Source organism: Streptomyces torulosus (assembly GCF_001419765.1).
GTDB lineage: Bacteria > Actinomycetota > Actinomycetes > Streptomycetales > Streptomycetaceae > Streptomyces > Streptomyces torulosus.
Genome location: NZ_LIRK01000011.1, coordinates 41,185 through 54,018, shown reverse-complemented (window position 1 = coordinate 54,018; position 12,834 = coordinate 41,185). Strand labels below are relative to the sequence as shown.

Genomic DNA, 12,834 nt, shown 5'->3' with positions numbered 1-12,834 from the left:
CTCCGACACCAACCCCCTCGCCCCGGCCCGCCGCACCCGCCGCACCTTCGAACAGACCGTCCAGCTCCTGGAACTCTTCCTCCACCGCGACGGCCGCGCCCCCACAGCCCGCGAGACCATCCGCGTCGACGGCGACACCGTCAAGATCGGCGCCTGGCTCGCCAAAACCCGCACCAAGCACCGCACCGGCCAGCTCCCCGAGACCCATGCCTGCCTGGTCGCCGCCCGATTCGACGGCGACTGGACAACCGAGGCCGCCGTCCCCGCCGTCCTGGCCTGAACGCCCGCTGCCAGCGGGGCGTTTCCGGGGCCCGTATGCTGCGCCGGTCCGACGTACCGCCCGCTGAAGGGAAACCGCCCCACCGTGTTCCAGCAGACCCCCGTCTACGACCGCCTCGTCGCCGAACGCGGCGACATCCCCGTCCAGGTCCGTGGGGAAGCCGACCGGATACACCGCGACCTGGTTCAGGTCCTGCGCCAGGCGTCCGCACCCCAGCCGAGCATCCCGCCAAGTGTCTTCGAGCCGAAGCAGCCTCCCAGCACCCTGTAGGCGTGCGGCCGTTGCCCTTTTCTTGGGGGAGCAGCGGACGGGCACCTGACTGGTCCCTCTCCCGCCAGGCTGTCCGGCGCTGTGCGGCCAGGCAGGTCTGGGGGGTCACCCAACTCGCCCCGAGTCGTTGAAGAGGGTGACAGCGCCCCGCCACGCCCTTCTCAAGGCGGAAACTCCGGCCCAGTATGTTCCGAAAACTCTGACGCGGCAGGTCACCCGACCCAGAGGGTGACATGCACGCACCATCCAAGGGGGTTGGGGGACGCCATGGGGCGACGCGAGCGGGACTTGGATCCGGAGGCAGGGCCGTTACAGCGCTTCGCGCAGGAGCTGCGGCAGTTGCGGGAAAAGGCCGGCGGGCCGAGTTACCGGGAACTGTCCAAGCGCGCGCACTACTCGGTGACCGCGCTGTCCGAGGCGGCAGGCGGTGTGACGCTGCCGTCCCTGGCGGTCACGCTGGCCTATGTGGCTGCGTGCGGGGGCGACCGGGAGGCATGGGAAGCACGGTGGCGCGCGGTCGTCGACGAGGTGGTGGTGCCCGACGAGCCGAGCGCCGACGAGTCGGAGACCTCCCCCTATCGGGGGCTGTCCTCGTTCGAGCCCCACCATTCCGAATGGTTCTTCGGCCGCCAGGAACTGATGACCGAGCTGTGCTCACGCGTCGATCGGGAACCCCTCCTGGCCGTGTTCGGGGCTTCGGGAAGCGGGAAGTCGTCACTTCTGCGCGCCGGGCTGCTGCCCAGGGTGCGGACCGGGGCCGTACCGGGCGGCGAGGGCTGGACGACGATCCTGCTGACCCCGGGCCGCCATCCGATCGAGGAACTCGCGGCCAGGCTGGCCCATCTGCTGGGCGTCCCCGCCACCTCGCTCTGCGCCGACCTGACCGCCGACCCGAAGAGCATCGGCGTGCTGTGGCGCCAGGCGCTGGTGGCCAGACCGGGCACGAAGCGGGTGCTGCTCGTCGTCGACCAGTTCGAGGAGATCTTCACCCTGTGCGGCGACCCGCAGGAGCGGGGCGCGTTCATCGACTCCGTAGTGGCGTCCACCGTCGGCCAGGACGACCGGATCAGGACCGTCCTCGGCATACGGGCGGACTTCTTCGCCCAGTGCGCGCGGTACCCCGAGCTGGTGGGTGCCCTGCGCGACCGCCAGGTGCTGGTGGGGCCGATGGAGGCAGCGGACCTGCGATGTGTGGTCAGGGAGCCCGCGCTGCGGGCCGGCATGAAGGTGGAGGCGGCACTGGTCGAAGCCGTCGTCGCCGACACACACGGTGAGCCGGGCGCGCTGCCCCTCGTGTCGCACGCGTTGTACGAGACGTGGAAGCGCCGGAGCGGCAACACGATGGCGCTCGCCCGCTACCGGCTGGCCGGTGGAGTGCAGGGGGCGATTGCACAGTCCGCGGAGCGTGTGTACGCCGAACTCGACGAAGCCGAGCGGTCCCTGGCGAAGAACGTGTTCCTCCGGCTCACCGCCCTCGGCCAGGGCACCGAGGACACCCGGCGGCGCGTCACCCGGGAGGAACTTCTGGGCGGCGCGGATCACACGGCGGTCACCACCGTGGTGTCCCGGCTCGCCGCGGCGCGGCTGGTGACCCTGGGAACGGACACGGTCGAGGTGGCGCACGAGGCGCTGATCAGATCGTGGCCCCGGCTGCGGACCTGGCTGACGGAGGACCGCGAAGAACTGGCTGCGCACCGGCGGCTGACCGACACGGCCGCGGAGTGGGAGAAGCACGGCAGGGACGAGGGGATGCTGTACCGCGGGGTACGGCTGGCCGAGTGGGACAACCGGAAGACGGACCGGCTCAACGAGCTCGAACACGAGTTCCTGGCGGCGAGCCGCCACCGCGCGCAGGCCGAGCGGACCGCCGCACGGCGCCGCGTCCGGCTGACGGTCGGCGGCCTCACGGCGGCGGTCGTCGCGCTGGCCGTCCTGGCCTTCGTAGCGCTCGCACAAGCACGGCGGGCGGAGGCCGGACAGGAGCTCGCCTTTGCCCGGCAACTCGTGGCGAGCGCACGCAGCCAGGCACAACTCGACCCCGAACTAGGTCTGTTGCTGGCCAACAGGGCCTACCGGACAAGCGCGACCGACGAGACCGAGGCGGCGCTGCGCCAGGCCGTGTTCGAGTCACGGGTCCGGGCCGTGCTCCACAGTCATGAGGGGCAGATCCTCGGAGTCTCCTTCAGCCCCGACGGGCGACACGTGGCCACCAGCGGGGGAGACGGCGCGATACGGGTGTGGCGGTACGGGAGGACGCTGCGAGACCCGTTGGTGCTGCGCGGGCACGACGGCGAGGTGTGGACGCCGGTGTTCAGCCGGGACGGCAAACGGATCGCGGCCGCCGGCGTGGACGGCACGGTCTCGGTGTGGGAGTGGGCGAGCGGTGCCAAGCCGGTGATCCTCCGAGGGCACGCGTCACAGGTGTGGAGCGTGGCGTTCAGCAGGGACGGCCGCCGCGTCGCCGGTGCCGGCGACGACGGGACCGTACGGATCTGGAACTCCACCGGGACAGGAGAACCGGTCGTGCTGCGCGGCCACGACGGACGCACGCTCGGAGTCTCGTTCAGCCCCGACGGCCGACGGCTGGCCGGCAGCGGCGGTGACGGAACGGTACGCATCTGGGACGTGGCTAGCCGGCGGACGACCGTGGTGCTGCGCGGGCACGGAAACTCGGTGGAGGCGCTCGCCTACAGCCCGGACGGACAGCGCATCGTCACCGCGAGCACCGACGGCACCGTGCGCCTCTGGGACCCCGACGCGCCCACTGAGTCCGTCGTGCTCGGCAGCCACGACGGCACGGCGGAGTGGGCCGGCTTCAGCCGGGACGGCACCCGGGTCGCCAGCACCGGCAACGACGGCACCGTACGGATCTGGAACGTGCGCCATCGTGCGTCTCCGCTGATCCTGCGTGGGCACCGGGGCACCGTGACCGCGTGCGCGTTCGCCCCCGACGGACGGCGGCTGGTGAGCGTCAGCGAGGACGGCACCGCACGGATCTGGGAGGCGGCCCCGACGGGCAGCGACAGAGTCCTGACCGGTCACAAGGGTCCGGTGTGGGCGACGGTACCCAGCAGGGACGGCCGCCGGCTCGCGAGCGCGAGCGCCGACGGCACCGTGCGCGTCTGGCGGACCGGGAGCACCGCCCCGCCGACCGTTCTGCGGGGCCACGACGGTGAGGTTCTCGGCGTGGGGTTCAGCCCGGACGGCCGCCGGGTGGCCGGCACCGGCACCGACGGGACCACGCGGATCTGGCCGGTGGACAACGCGACGAAACCCGTCGTGCTGCGCGGCCACGACGGGGCGGTGTGGACCGCGGATTTCAGCCCCGACGGACGCCGACTGGTCACCGGCGGCACTGACGGCACCGTACGGATCTGGACCGCCACCGGACGGGGGGCACCCGTGGTGGTCGACACCGGTCAGGGCAGCGTGCGGTACGTCGCCTACAGCCCTGACGGACGACGTGTGGCCGCGGCCGGGCTGGACGGCACCATCCACATCCTGGACGCCGCCACCGGCGACGAGCGGAAGGTGCTGCGCGGTCACAACGGCCTGGTGTGGTCGGTGGCGTTCAGCCCGGACGGGCGACGTCTCGTCAGCGGCGGCAACGACGGCACGGCCCGGCTGTGGGACCTCACCGGACGGAGCGAACCACGGGTGCTGACCGGACACCAAGGGCTGGTGTGGAGTGTGGCGTTCGGGCCGGACGGCCGCCTCGTGGCGACCAGCGGCAACGACGCGACCACCCGGATCTGGAGGACCACCGACAGCAGCCCGCCCGTGGTCCTCCACGGATTCGGCGCGTCCGTCGAGAACACGAACTTCCTGGCCGGCAACCGGTTCGTCAGCTCGCACGACGACGGCACCGTACGCGTGTGGACGTGCCTGCCCTGCGAACCGATCGACGAGGTCGTCAGGCGTTCCCGGGACCACATCACGCGGGAGTTCACCCCGGAGGAGCGGGCCGGTTATCTCAACGAGCCGGCCGGGTGAGCCGGCCGCAGCGGAACGCGGCCGGGGGTGGGTGGCGGCAGGCCACCCACCCCCGGCCGTCGGGCTCAGTCGACGTAGTCGTTCCGGATGCCCTCGCACTCGGTCAGCCCATCGGTCTCCGAGATCTTGCATCCACGCCATTGGATGGTCTGCCGGGCGACGTTGCCGGCGACCGATTGGTTGATCTCGCTGCAGCTGATTCCGCTGGTCCAGCGCCAGGACCCGCTGCCGATCCGGTATTTCACCGCGATGAACCAGCCGTCGCCGCACATGCGGTCCTTGATCGTGAAGCCGTTACGTCCCACCGCGGGGTTGTGGTTCGCCGAGTTGAACCACACCTCGCCGGCGATCGGCCGACTGCCCGACCAGTGGTAGACGAAGCTCTGACTGGTGGCGGCGCTCGCCGAACCGGCAGTCGCGACGAGCAGCCCCAAGGTGCTCGCGACGACCGCGGCGGAACGCATGGGCGAGAGTCGGATTCGTTCGCGTAGAGCCATGTGCCTCTCCCTGTCTCTGCACAGCGGTGGCGCGTGACCCGCGCCGCAGGCAGATTCGCCAGCTCCGCGAATGTCCAGCAAGCCCGGACGACCGTGGACAAACAAAGCCCCCGCCGTGAGCACGATCCCGCGGATCATGCGCAAGCCCCTGCCGAGAAGACGAGTCGGCGCTGTCACGTTGGTTGGCCGGGTGGGATGATCTTCTGGTTGATCGTGTTGGAGGAGGCTGTCCGTGGGGGCCGTGTCGCCGTCATACAAGGGGCACCGGTACCCGGTCGAGGTCATCTCCCACTGTGTGTGGCTGTACTTCCGCTTCCCGCTGTCGTTGCGCGAGGTCGAGGAGCTGATGATCGAGCGCGGGATCGTCGTCTTTCAACGAGACGGTGCGCCGCTGGTGCCAAGTTCGGGCCGGCCTACGCAGGCGCGCTGCGCCGCCGGCGGCCTCGGCCTGGGGACAAGTGGCACCTGGACGAGGTCTTTATCAAGATCAACGGGCGGTTGCAGTACCTGTGGCCGACTACCTCGACCAGTACGGCCGCCGCCACCGCGCCGAGACGATCCCTCCGATCGACTTCTGGGCCGCAGCCGCCAACCACGCCCACCGCGCCGACCTGAACGCACCCGGCGACTCAGCCTGGAACCGCGGCCTGTACCGGGATGCCGCCCAACTCCACAAACGCGCCACCAGCCACGGCAACCCCCAAGCTGCGGTCACCCTCGTCGACCACCTCCATCTCCTGCACCCCACTGATCCCCGCCCCGCCCGATGGGCCGCCATCCGCGCCATCGATGCCGCCCTCGACAACCCGTACGCGGCGGCTAGGCTGCTGAGGGTGCTGGGGGAGGTTGGGGCGGGTGAGCAGGTGATCGCCCTGGCCACACGGGTCGCCACCAAGGCACCCCTCGACAACCCGTACGCCGTGGCCGGGCAGCTGGGAGTGCTAAGAGAGGCGTTGTCACGTTGTTGGGTGTGTGGGTGCCTGTTGGTGTACCGGGGTGTGTTGGGGTGGGGTGTCGGCCTTCGGTCAGGCTGTTGCGGGCTGGCCAGCGGTGCCGGTGATGTGGTCCCAGATGGCGAAGCGGATGGTCATTTCGGCTCGGTAGTTGTGTGCGGTCATCAGGTGCCGGTGGGGTCGGAAGTGGGGTGAGATGCCGCTGAACGCGGACAGGAACCGCTGGGCCCCGCCCGCGGAGCGGAAGCCTTTCATCGCGCGTTCGCGCTGCCTGGTTGGCTGGTGGCTGTTCTCCGCCCGGTTGTTGAGCCCCTTGTGGGAGCGGTGTTCGACGGAGGGGATGACCTCGCGGTGAGCGGCGCCGTAGGAGCGGAGCTTGTCCGTGACGACCACCCGCGGCACCGGACGGGTCCTTTTCATCAGTCGGCGGAAGAAGCGCCTGGCCGCGGTCTTGTCCCGCCGGTTCTGCACCAGGACGTCCAGCACCATCCCGTCCTGGTCGACAGCCCGCCACAGGTGCTTCCGCTCGCCGTTGATCTTGATGAAGACCTCGTCCAGGTGCCACTTGTCACCAGGCCGGGGCCGACGGCGGCGCGGCGAATTGGCGTACCGCTGCCCGAACTTCACGCACCAGCGGCGGATGGTCTCGTAGGAGACGATCGCGCCGCGCTCAAGCATCAACTCCTCGACCTCACGGAAGCTGAGCGGGAACCGGAAGTACAGCCACACGCAGCGGGAGATCACCTCGACCGTGTACCGGTGCCCCTTGTACGACAGCGCCGCGCTCCTCACGGACGATCCCCCTCCACCATGATCAACACGAAGATCATCCCACCCGCTCAGCCAACGTGACAGCGCCCTTTGCCCGCAGCCGTTGTGGCAAGTCCGCCCCACCCCACGCGGCCTCGACAGGGAGCACGCCCCGACGTCGGGCAGCGGCCCGGACGCTGCTCATGAACGGATCCGGCCCCCGGCGACGTGATGTCGCCGGGGGCCGGATTGTGGTAGCGGGGGCGGGATTTGAACCACGCGACCTCTGGGTTATGAGCCCAGCGAGCTACCGAGCTGCTCCACCCCGCGTCGGTCCGACCAGCGTACAGAACACCGGCGGGCCAGGCAGGGATTTTTCGCGCTGTGGTTGTAGGTTCCAGGGCTCAGTTAGGGGCTTTCGTTTGGATCAGCGGGCGGACCACAGGAAGATGCCAGCGATGTGGAGTCCGGCCAGGTAGATGGTCGCGGTCTTCTCGTAGCGGGTGGCGATACCGCGCCACTGCTTGAGGCGGTTGATGCACCGCTCAACGGTGTTGCGCTGCTTGTAGGTCTCGCGGTCGAAGGCCGGTGGCCTGCCGCCCCGGCTGTCTCGACGCAGCCGGTGGCCACGCTGATCTGCCGGGACCGGGATCACCGCCCGGATGCCGCGCTTGCGCAGGTGGTCGCGGATCGCACGGGATGAATAGGCCTTGTCCGCCAGGACCACGTCCGGCCGGGTGCGAGGGCGGCCGCGCCGCCGGGGAACGCGCAGGCGGGCCATGACGTCGGTGAAGGCCGGTGCATCGCCGGCCTGGCCAGCGGTGAGGACGAAGGCGAGAGGTCGGCAGCGGGCATCGGCCGCGAGGTGCATCTTGGTCGTCAGCCCACCGCGGGACCGGCCGATGGCGTGGTCGGCCGGTTCGCCAGCTGGGGCCCCTTTTTGCGGGCCCCGGCCGCGTGCTGGTGAGCTCGCTCAATCGTGGAGTCAACGGACACGGCCCAGGCCAGGTCCTCATCAGCGTCGGCCTGTGCCATCAGCGCGATGAACACCCGCTCCCATGTGCCATCGACGGCCCACATCCGCAGCCGGTTGTAGACGCCCCGCCAGTTGCCGTACTTCTCCGGCAGGTGGACCCACTGCGTTCCGGTCTGGGACTTGAAGGCGATTGGAGCAACGGCTCGGTCCGCGCCCACTGCGCATCTGTCAACGGCACACCCGGACCAACGACCGACTGATCCAAACGAAACTGCATAGCAGTCGTTCATCACCGGCTGTCATCCTGCCGCCGGACAGCCGCTACGGCTGTCCGGCGACGCCTCCACCCGATTGGGCAGCCCATTACTGAGGAAACGAGTGGTTGATCAGGGGCAGTTGACGGCCGTGTCGCCGGTGTCGCGGTTGCAGGTGTCGAAACCGAGGCCGCCGTCGAGGCCGTCGTTGGCGATCACGTTGTCCACGGCGTTGAGGGTGTCGTTGCCCTCGCCGCCGATGTGCGTGTCGTTGCCGCGGCCTCCGGTGAGGGTGTCGTTGCCCTGGGCACCCTCGAGTGTGTCGTTGCCGTCGTCGCCGTTGAGAGTGTCGTTGCCGGCATTGCCGTAGATGGTGTCGTTGCCGGCCAGCCCGGAGATCGTGTCGTTGCCGGGGCCGCCGTTGATGGTGTCGTTGCCCGGCGTCGCCCGCAGGCCAGTGGCATCCGGGTCGTCGCCGACGAGCCGGTCCGCCCGGGGACCGCCGTTGAGGCGGTCGTCACCCGCACCGCCGATCACCGTTCCCGCGGCTTCCAGGTTCGGGGAGATGCTGACGCTGTCATCGGAGTCGTTGGCGTTGACCCGTATCGACGTGACGGGCAGCGGACACTCCGCCGTGTGCGTCCCCGTCGACTGACACGGGGCAACGGCGGACACGGTGTCCCCCGCGTCCGTCACCACGACAACGTTGCCCTGACGCCGGATGGTGATGTCATTCGCCACACCCTGGGCGGCCGTGACACCAAGGGTGTCGCCCACCTCCTGCACGACCGTGGTGTCCGCCAGGCTTCCGCCGGGGGCCGCACCGGGCGCGGCGGAAGCGGCGGTCAGCGGAGCGCAGGTGAGTGCGCCGAGCGCCACCACCGTGGTGCAGATACCTCGTGTTCTCATCGGTGCCCGCCTTTCGTGTTGTCTCGCCGTGTACGGGTACTGGCGTGCTGCTCACTCACGCTGGTCAGGGGCATCCGCTGACGTTGTCGCCCAAGTCGGCGCGGCAGTCGTCCACGTCAGCGCCGCCTTCGACGTAGTCGTTGCCGCTGACGTTGTCCACGGTGTCGATGGTGTCCCGGCCGTTGCCGCCCTCGGCGTAGTCGTTGCCGGCGCCGGCGACGATGCGCTCGTTGCCGCTGCCGCCGTAGATCACGTCGTTGTCGGCACCGCCGTCCACGATGTCCGAGCCGCCGCGTCCCTCGATGGAGTCGTTGCCGGAGCCGCCGAAGATCCTGTCCGCCTCGGCTCCACCGGTCAGGGTGTCGTTTCCTGCGCCGCCGGAAAGGAAGTCGGATCCCTCGTCGCCTTCGAGGGTGTCGTTGGCGGATCCGCCGTAGAGGTTGTCGTTGCCGGCACCGCCGATGAGGGTGACGCCGAGGGCCGCCAGCGAGGAGGTGACGGTGTCGTCCTGGTCGCCGGCGTTGACCACGAGTTCGGTCGTGTCGGCGGCCCTGCAGGCGACTTCGGTCGTGCTGATGGCGGTGCAGTCGCCGGACGGTGCGACCGTGTCTCCTGTGTCTTTGATTCTGATGTTGCTGCCTGACTGCCAGACGCTGATCGTGTTGCCCCGGCCGACTCCGGCGGTGACCGTGATCGTGGTGCCGGTCTTGTTCACCAGCGTCGTGGCGAAAAGATGTGGCGTCGGTGCGTCGGCCGCGTGGGCCACGCCAGGGAGGCACAGAGTGAAACCGCACACCGTGGCCAGAAGTGCCCCGGTGCGATGGTGCGTTCTCTTCATGACCTGCTCCTGAAATTGGGCGTTGAATGTCGATCTCGCAACTGTGCGCAGTGCTTCCCGGCCGAAAATGCCGGTGTTCGCTCGAAGGAGCGCTACCTTTTGCGGTCTGCCGACCGCGGCCGGGACCTGATAACCGGCTCCGGCGGAGTACCGGGGGAAAGGGTGTGGCCGCAAGCGCCGAACGTTCGGTGCGGCCCACTCCGGCGCGACATCCGAATGTTTTTGCTGCATTCAATAGCCTCAGCCCGCGCAGACTCCTCCCATACCGCCATGGCCGACGCCTGCTCGACCGGTGATCGGCGCTGGCGCTTGGGCACCCAGAGCATGTCGGGATGTGAAGCCGTGCTGAAGCCGAATTTGCGCCATTGCCGAACACAAGGGTCTCCGCGCGTGGATCGTCGCCCTCGCCTGGAATGGGATCACCTGGGGCATGCCCGCCGTTTGACTTGCATCGCCCCAGAGGTGTCAATTAACGATTCATTCGTACCGCATTCAATTGATCGCGGTACGGGTGATCCGCGCAGCCCGCGAGCTGGATCTGCCGACGGTGGCGCTGCGCTCCCGCGACGAGGCGGACGCGCTGGTTGTGCGGCCCGGAGACGCCTGCCCCAGCCGCGACGGCTTGCGGTACCGCGACCCGGCCAATGACCCGGACAGCCCCAGCTACGACGGCGACGACAACGGTATCCCCGACCGCAACGAGAACGACGACTGGGGATCGACCGGCAGTAACTCGGGCGGCTCCACCACCAGCGGGGGCAGCGGCGGGGGCAGCTACAACCCCGGCGGCTGCCCCCCTGGCGGCTGCGACAACAGCCGGCAGTGCCCGCCGGGCGGCTGCAAGAGCTGAGCCCGCCTCATGCCCCTTGGGGTCAACGAGGACAGCAGAACTGGCCGACACCACCGACGGGAGGAAAAAGACCGCACTCGGGCCGTCATGGACGCCGCACTCGGGGGCCTGCGGACCAGTTGCGGATTGCCGAGTGTTTCTCGGGCTCGGAACAGCGGGATGCCGGGGCGGCCCGCGCTGCAGCAGATGAAGAACGTCGCCGACCTCACTCGCGAGCATTGGCAGGGCCAGTGGGTCGAAGGCGGCTTCCGCATCTACAACCACTTGATCACCGAGCGGACTGGTCTGCCGCTGACCGTCGGAATCTCGGGTGCGAACCTACATGACAGCCAGGCTCTGATCCCACTGGTGAAGGACATACCGCCAATCCGATCCTGCCGGGGACCTCGGCGACGCAGACCGGGCAAGCTCCACGGCGACAAGGGCTATGACTACTCCCACCTGCGGCGATGGTTACGCGAGCGCGGTATTGCGGACCGCATCGCCCGTAAGGGCGTCGAGTCCTCGCAGCGGCTGGGCAGGCACCGCTGGACCATCGAACGCACCATGTCCGGGCTTGCCGGCTGCCGCCGTCTGCACCGACGCTACGAACGTAAAGCCGAGCACTTTCTGGCATTCACGGCCATCGCCTGCACGTTCATCTGCCTGCGCCGCCTTGCCCGCTGATGTGTCGACGCAACAGCTCTACCGCCAGCGTGTGGTCGTACTGCTCGGCCATGTGCATGGGCGTGTGACCGTCGGGATCCACGAGCTCCGGGTCGGCGCCGAAGGCCAGCAGGATGGCCGTGGTGTGCACGGTCAGCGGGCGCCCGCTCTGCAACGTGCTGTCTCCCTCGACGTCAATGGCGTGCGTCAAGAGCGTTGAGTTGCCCTGTACCTCGTTGGGATCTGTACCGGCGGCCAGCAGACGCGCCAAGGTCTCGGCATCGGGCCTTGACCCGGAGTCCTGGACACGGGTTATGCGGCTGGTGCCAGCGTAGTTGATGTTGTTTCGGACGCTGTCTCATAAGCGATCGGACTGCGATGTCCGAGGTGGGAGTGACGGCGTCGGGTGTTGTAGCGGTGCAGCCAGCGGAACGCGTCGAGGTGGGCCTCGCGCTCGCTGGACCAGTGCTTGCGGTCCTGGAGCGTCTCGCGTTTGAACGTGGCGTTGAAGGACTCGGCGAGTGCGTTGTCCGCCGAGCTGCCGATCGCGCTCATGGACTGACGGACGCCTGCCCTGCGGCAGGCGTCGGCGAAGGCGCGGCTGGTGTACTGGGCGCCGTGATCGGTGTGCATGACCGCTTCGGCGAGGCTGCCGCGGGTGCGTTCGGCGGCGGCCAGGGCGTCGATGACGAGATCAGTGCGCATGTGATCTGCGATTGCCCAGCCGACAAGACGGCGTGAGGCGAGGGCGATGACGGTGGCCAGGTAGAGCAACTTCCCGCCGTCCACGGGAAGATAGGTGATGTCGCCGACATACTTCGTGTTCGGCTTGCTCGCGGTGAAGTCGCGGCCGATCAGATCCGGGTCCTTCACCGCGGACGGGTCCGCGATCGTGGTGCGGTGCCTGCGACGCAGCCGCATGCCTGCCAGGCGGTTCACCAGCGCGTCTCCCCGGCGAAATACTTGGCCGCCTTCCGTAGGATCTCGCGTTCCTCCTCTAGTTCGCGGACCTTCTTGCGCAGGGCCGCGTTCTCTGCTTCCAGCGGCATGGGCGGCTCGGCGGGCGCCTCTGCCCGGCGTCCCCGTGGCCGGCTCGCTCCGGCCGCCCGGACCCTCCGCAACGTCTCCGGATTCACCCCCAGATCAGCGGCGACCGACCTGATCGTCGCTTCCGGCCGCGACTCGTACAACGCGACCGCGTCCGCCTTGAACTCCGGCGGATGGTGCTTCATGACCACGGGACAACCGTTCTCCTGGACTCAAGATCCAAGTGTCTCGGGTGTCCAAGATCCGGGGTCAAGCCCCGAGTCGATATGCACCTCTACTCCCAACATCTGCCGCACCTATCCCATGTCTGACCAACTGTTCCGGGATATGTCCGGGCCAGATCCCGCTCAGTGCCACGAACAAGCCGGGTATGGCTTCGCGTACTTTCTGCTCCTGGATGGGGGGCTTTGGCGATCCGTGGCACATACTTCTCGCCGCCTTCCTGTCGGGCGTAGCGGTGCCGCCCCGACCTGTACCCAGGTCCGATGTGGCGATCGGGAGCCCTCCGTACCGTCGATCCTGTTGCGCCCGGGGCAAGGTGCGCAGCTGATCCTGGAGGTATGGGAGGCAAC

General features: G+C 69.0%; 8 protein-coding genes, 1 tRNA gene and 5 pseudogenes. 6 read left to right on the top strand and 8 right to left on the bottom strand.

Annotated features, from left to right (window positions below):
* The 3 genes and pseudogenes from AOK23_RS01470 to AOK23_RS01460 all read left to right on the top strand — a co-directional run.
* Positions 1–280, top strand: a pseudogene (locus AOK23_RS01470) (DEAD/DEAH box helicase); the annotation flags it as partial.
* An 84-nt stretch (positions 281–364) separates the two neighbouring features.
* A complete protein-coding gene (locus AOK23_RS01465; protein WP_055710918.1) occupies positions 365–550 on the top strand; it encodes a hypothetical protein in 186 nt (61 codons plus the stop codon).
* A 267-nt stretch (positions 551–817) separates the two neighbouring features.
* The gene (locus AOK23_RS01460) at positions 818–4,543 is read left to right on the top strand and encodes an nSTAND1 domain-containing NTPase (RefSeq protein WP_055710917.1); all 3,726 of its coding nucleotides are present in this window, start codon (positions 818–820) and stop codon (positions 4,541–4,543) included.
* A 65-nt stretch (positions 4,544–4,608) separates the two neighbouring features.
* Here AOK23_RS01460 and AOK23_RS01455 read toward each other — a convergent pair whose 3' ends face one another.
* Positions 4,609–5,007 carry a hypothetical protein gene (locus tag AOK23_RS01455; RefSeq protein ID WP_055710916.1) on the bottom strand — a complete coding sequence of 133 codons (399 nt, stop codon included), beginning with the start codon at positions 5,005–5,007 and terminating at the stop codon, positions 4,609–4,611.
* Between the two features lie 265 nt (positions 5,008–5,272).
* On the opposite strand from AOK23_RS01455, the pseudogene AOK23_RS49230 reads away from it, so the two are divergent.
* Positions 5,273–5,553 (top strand): annotated as a pseudogene (locus tag AOK23_RS49230) (IS6 family transposase); the annotation flags it as partial.
* 512 nt (positions 5,554–6,065) lie between these two features.
* On the opposite strand, the gene AOK23_RS01450 reads toward AOK23_RS49230, so the two are convergent.
* From AOK23_RS01450 to AOK23_RS01425, 5 genes and pseudogenes are all read right to left on the bottom strand, one after another.
* Positions 6,066–6,785, bottom strand: a complete 720-nt coding sequence (locus AOK23_RS01450) for an IS6 family transposase (protein WP_055710915.1) — start codon at positions 6,783–6,785, stop codon at positions 6,066–6,068.
* 210 nt (positions 6,786–6,995) lie between these two features.
* Positions 6,996–7,073: transfer RNA gene (locus AOK23_RS01445), tRNA-Met, on the bottom strand.
* Between the two features lie 97 nt (positions 7,074–7,170).
* Positions 7,171–7,996 (bottom strand): annotated as a pseudogene (locus AOK23_RS46470) (IS5 family transposase).
* Positions 7,997–8,105: 109 nt separating this feature from the next.
* Positions 8,106–8,882: a calcium-binding protein gene (locus AOK23_RS51325; RefSeq protein ID WP_079049215.1), complete on the bottom strand. Its 777-nt coding sequence runs from the start codon at positions 8,880–8,882 to the stop codon at positions 8,106–8,108.
* 64 nt (positions 8,883–8,946) lie between these two features.
* On the bottom strand, positions 8,947–9,720 hold the full coding sequence (locus AOK23_RS01425; RefSeq protein ID WP_055710912.1) for a calcium-binding protein: 774 nt from the start codon (positions 9,718–9,720) through the stop codon (positions 8,947–8,949).
* A 496-nt stretch (positions 9,721–10,216) separates the two neighbouring features.
* On the opposite strand from AOK23_RS01425, the gene AOK23_RS01420 reads away from it, so the two are divergent.
* Positions 10,217–10,570 carry a hypothetical protein gene (locus tag AOK23_RS01420; protein WP_055710911.1) on the top strand — a complete coding sequence of 118 codons (354 nt, stop codon included), beginning with the start codon at positions 10,217–10,219 and terminating at the stop codon, positions 10,568–10,570.
* A gap of 261 nt (positions 10,571–10,831) precedes the next feature.
* Positions 10,832–11,236: pseudogene (locus AOK23_RS01415) on the top strand (IS5 family transposase); the annotation flags it as partial.
* Here the strand turns inward: AOK23_RS01415 and AOK23_RS01410 are convergent.
* The gene (locus AOK23_RS01410) at positions 11,208–11,486 is read right to left on the bottom strand and encodes an ankyrin repeat domain-containing protein (protein WP_240496201.1); all 279 of its coding nucleotides are present in this window, start codon (positions 11,484–11,486) and stop codon (positions 11,208–11,210) included. The pseudogene AOK23_RS01415 and the gene AOK23_RS01410 overlap by 29 nt on opposite strands.
* Before the next feature lie 41 nt (positions 11,487–11,527).
* Positions 11,528–12,453, bottom strand: a pseudogene (locus AOK23_RS01405) (IS3 family transposase).
* Positions 12,454–12,834: the final 381 nt, after the last annotated feature.